This window comes from Streptomyces sp. NRRL S-495 (assembly GCF_000966955.1).
In the GTDB taxonomy this organism is placed as follows: Bacteria; Actinomycetota; Actinomycetes; order Streptomycetales; family Streptomycetaceae; genus Kitasatospora; species Kitasatospora purpeofusca.
In genome coordinates this window covers 1-3,437 of the sequence record NZ_JZWY01000444.1, presented here as the reverse complement: position 1 = coordinate 3,437, position 3,437 = coordinate 1, and the positions used below count along the sequence as shown (strand labels likewise).

The following is a 3,437-nucleotide window of genomic DNA, read 5'->3' as shown; positions in this document are numbered from 1 at the left end:
CACCGGCCCCGGCCGCGCCGCCCGCGGCCGCCGCTCCCGCAACGCCCTGGTCCTGATCCCGCTCGCCCTGCTCCCCGTCGGCGCGTTCACCCTCACCCGCCAGGCCCAGGTCTTCATCGAGCGCTACCTCGGCTCGGGACTGCCGCCCGGCACCATCTCCCACCTCAACTACGCCGCCAAGGTCTCCCAGCTCGCCATGACCGCCGGCATCCTGATCTGCACCGTCACCTTCCCCCTGGTCGCCCGGGCCCTCGCCGCCGGAGACCTCACCGCCGCCCGCGACCGGGTCGAGAAGGACCTCGGCCAGGCGGCGGCCGTCGTCCTCCTCGGCACCGCCTTCCTGATGGCCTGCGCCCCCTCCGTGGTCGCCCTGCTCTTCGAACGCGGCGCCTTCGGCCCCCGGGACACCGCCGCCACCGCCGCCGTCATCCGGGTCTACAGCTTCGGCCTGCTCGCCCAGGCACTGATCGGCGTGATGATCCGCCCCTACTTCTCGCTGCGCCCGGCGGTCCGCCGGGCCGGCGACCCCAGCCCCGAGGACGGCGGCCGCCGACTGCTCGACTGGTACCCGGCCGCCGCGATGGCCCTCGGCCTCGTCGTCACCGTCACCGTCGGCCTGCTCGCCACCCCCCGCTTCGGCGCCCTCGGCCTGGCCGCCGGCAACGCGGCCGGCATCACCGCCGCCGCCGCGCTGCTGCTGCGCGGCCTCGTCCTGCGCGGCATCCCGCTGCGCCTGCGACGGGTCATCGGCGGCCAGGCCCGGCTGCTCGCCGCCGCGGCGGGCGCCGCCGCCCTCGGCATGCCGGTGGCCGGCCTCACCGCCGACCCGCTGCTCTCCACCGTCCTCGGCGGCCTCACCGTCGCGCTGGCCTTCGCCGCCCTGGGCACCGGTCTCGGCGCCCACGAGGTGCGCGGCCCGGTCCGCGCCGCCGTCCGGGTCCTGGGACCGGTCCCCGACCCGTCACCTGTCGCCGATGAAGGGAACCCTCCTCATGGACGCTGAACGGGGAACCGTCCGGTCGGCCCCGCCGGGCGTACGCCGCCCGGCCGCGCCGACGGCCGGCGGCCGGCGCACCGACGCGCCGCACACCGAAGCCCCGCGCGCCGCTGTGCCGCTCACCGAAGCCCCGCGCACCGACGCGCCGCACCCCGGCACCCGTCGACCACCGGCCCGGCTGCCCAGGAGCCGGCGCCCGCTCGCCGACCTCCCCGCCACCGGGACCACCTCGCCGTGGATCCTGATGTACCACTCGGTGGCCGTCGAGAAGGAGGACCCGTACCGGCTCACCGTCAGCCCCGAACGGTTCGCCGAGCAGATCGCCTGGCTGCACCGGCGCGGCAAGCGCGGCGTCTCGGTCCGCGAACTGATGCGGGCCCGGGCGGCCGGACGGGCCGACCGGCTGGTCGGGCTGAGCTTCGACGACGGCTACGCGGACTTCGCCCGCCACGCCGTACCGATCCTCCAGGCCTACGGCTTCACCGCCACCGCCTACGTCGTCGCCGACCTGCTCGGCCGCGCCAACGACTGGGACACCGAAGGCCCCCGGAAGACCCTGCTCACCGTGCAGGAGGTCACCGACCTCGCCGCCGCCGGCTGGGAGATCGGCTCGCACGGCCTCGGCCACCAGGCCCTGCCCGGACTGCCCGCCGAGGTACTGGCCGCCCAGACCCGGGACAGCCGGCGGCTCCTGGAGGAGGTCGTCGGCGGCCCCGTCACCGGCTTCTGCTACCCCTACGGCGCCGTCGACCTCGCCGCCACCCTGGCCGTCCGCGACGCCGGCTACGACTACGCCTGCGCCATCGCGCACTCCCCGCTCACCGGCCGGTACGCGCTGCCCCGCTGCTACGTCGGCGACCGCGACGGCGCCTGGCGGCTGCGGGCCAAACGCGGCCGCCACCGCCTGCGCGACACCGTCACCGAACTCCGCCGCCACCGCCTCGCCACCCGCGCCGGGCACCTCCGGAGGGTGCCGTGAGGATCCTGCACATCGTCACCGGCCTCGCCTCCGGCGGCGCCGAACGCCAGCTCCACCTGCTGCTCCGCCACCTGCCGGCCCACCAGCAGTGCGAGGTCCTCGCCCTGACCAACCCCGGCACCGTGGCCACCGCGCTGCGCGCCGACGGCGTCACCGTCCACCACCTCGGCATGCGCGGCAACCGGGACCTCGGCGCACTTCCCCGGCTGGCCCGCCTGGTCCGGGCCGGCCGCTACGACGTGGTGCACACCCACCTCTACCGGGCCGGACTCTACGGACGGCTCGCCGCCCGGCTGGCCGGCGTCCGGGCCGTGGTCGCCACCGAGCACTCGCTGCACGCCGGAGTGATCGAGGGCCGCCCGGTCACCCGCGGCGTCAAGGGCCTCTACCTGGCCGCCGAACGCCTCGGCACCACCACCGTCGCGGTGTCCCGGCAGGTCGCCCAGACCCTGCACGCCTGGGGCGTACCGCCGGCCAGGGTCGAACTGATCCCGAACGGCATCGACGCCGCCCGCTACCACCACCCGCCCGCCGACCGGGCCGGCACCCGCGCCCGGCTGCGCGCCGAACTCGGCCTGCCGCAGGACAGCTGGGTGATCGGCGGGATCGGCCGGCTCGTCCCCGGCAAGCGCTTCGCCGTCCTGCTGGAAGCGCTCGCCGGACTGGACGGCGCGGCCCGGCTGGTGCTGATCGGCGAAGGCCCCGAACGCGCCGCCCTGGAGCGCCGGGCCGACGAACTCGGCGTCCGCGACCGCCTGGTGCTGACCGGCGAACGCGACGACGTCCCCGAACTGCTCACCGCGCTGGACGTGCTCGCCGCCCCCTCCACCGAGGAGACCTTCGGCCTCGGTGTGCTGGAGGGGCTCGCGGCCGGCCTGCCGGTGCGCCACAGCGCCTGCCCGGCCCTGGACGAACTGCCGCCCAGCGCCGCCCCGCAGGCCCGCCGGATCCCCTCCGAGGCGGCCGCCTACACGGCCGCGCTGCGCGACCTGCGCCACCTCGACGACCTCGGCACCGACCCGCTGCCCAGGCCGCCCGCGGTCGGCCACTACGACATCGTCCGGGTCGCCGCCGACCTCGGTGCGCTCTACGACCGGCTGGCCCGGGCTTGAGCCGGCAGCACCCCCGCAGACACCGGGCCGCCGGCCGGGCGGCCCTCATAGCCAAGGAGTCCCCATGAGCGAATCGCGCCGTAGCGCCCGTCGGCTCGTCGGCCGATGGTGGCCGATGGCCCTCGCGGTGCCGCTGGGCGCCGCCGCCGGCGCCGGGTACGCCGTCGTCGCCCACCCCTCGTACGCCGCCAACTCCTATGTGATCGTGGTGCCCGACGTCCAGGGCCAGGCCGCCACCGCGGTCAACTTCGCCCAGGCGTACGGGCGGCTGGCCGGCCAGCCGCAGGTGCTCGCGGCGGCCGCCGCCGAGAGCGGGCACAGCCGCGGCGAGCTGGAGGCCCTGGTGCAC

General features: G+C 77.0%; 3 protein-coding genes and 1 pseudogene. All 4 read left to right on the top strand.

The window, feature by feature from the left end; translation table 11 throughout:
• Positions 1 to 1,003, top strand: a 1,003-nt coding sequence (locus VR45_RS23125; protein WP_045941734.1) for a lipid II flippase MurJ, incomplete at its 5' end; no start/stop codon positions are given.
• A complete protein-coding gene (locus VR45_RS23120; RefSeq protein WP_078896760.1) occupies positions 993 to 1,976 on the top strand; it encodes a polysaccharide deacetylase family protein in 984 nt (327 codons plus the stop codon). The genes VR45_RS23125 and VR45_RS23120, both read left to right, overlap by 11 nt.
• On the top strand, positions 1,973 to 3,088 hold the full coding sequence (locus VR45_RS23115) for a glycosyltransferase (RefSeq protein WP_045941733.1): 1,116 nt from the start codon (positions 1,973 to 1,975) through the stop codon (positions 3,086 to 3,088). Before VR45_RS23120 ends, VR45_RS23115 begins: the two co-directional genes overlap by 4 nt.
• A gap of 64 nt (positions 3,089 to 3,152) precedes the next feature.
• Positions 3,153 to 3,437 (top strand): annotated as a pseudogene (locus VR45_RS23110) (hypothetical protein); the annotation flags it as partial.

Excerpts from the sequence above, each read along its gene's own strand:
- VR45_RS23120 (WP_078896760.1), top strand. The coding sequence starts at position 993 with ATGGACGCTGAACGGGGAACCGTCCGGTCGGCCCCGCCGGGCGTACGC.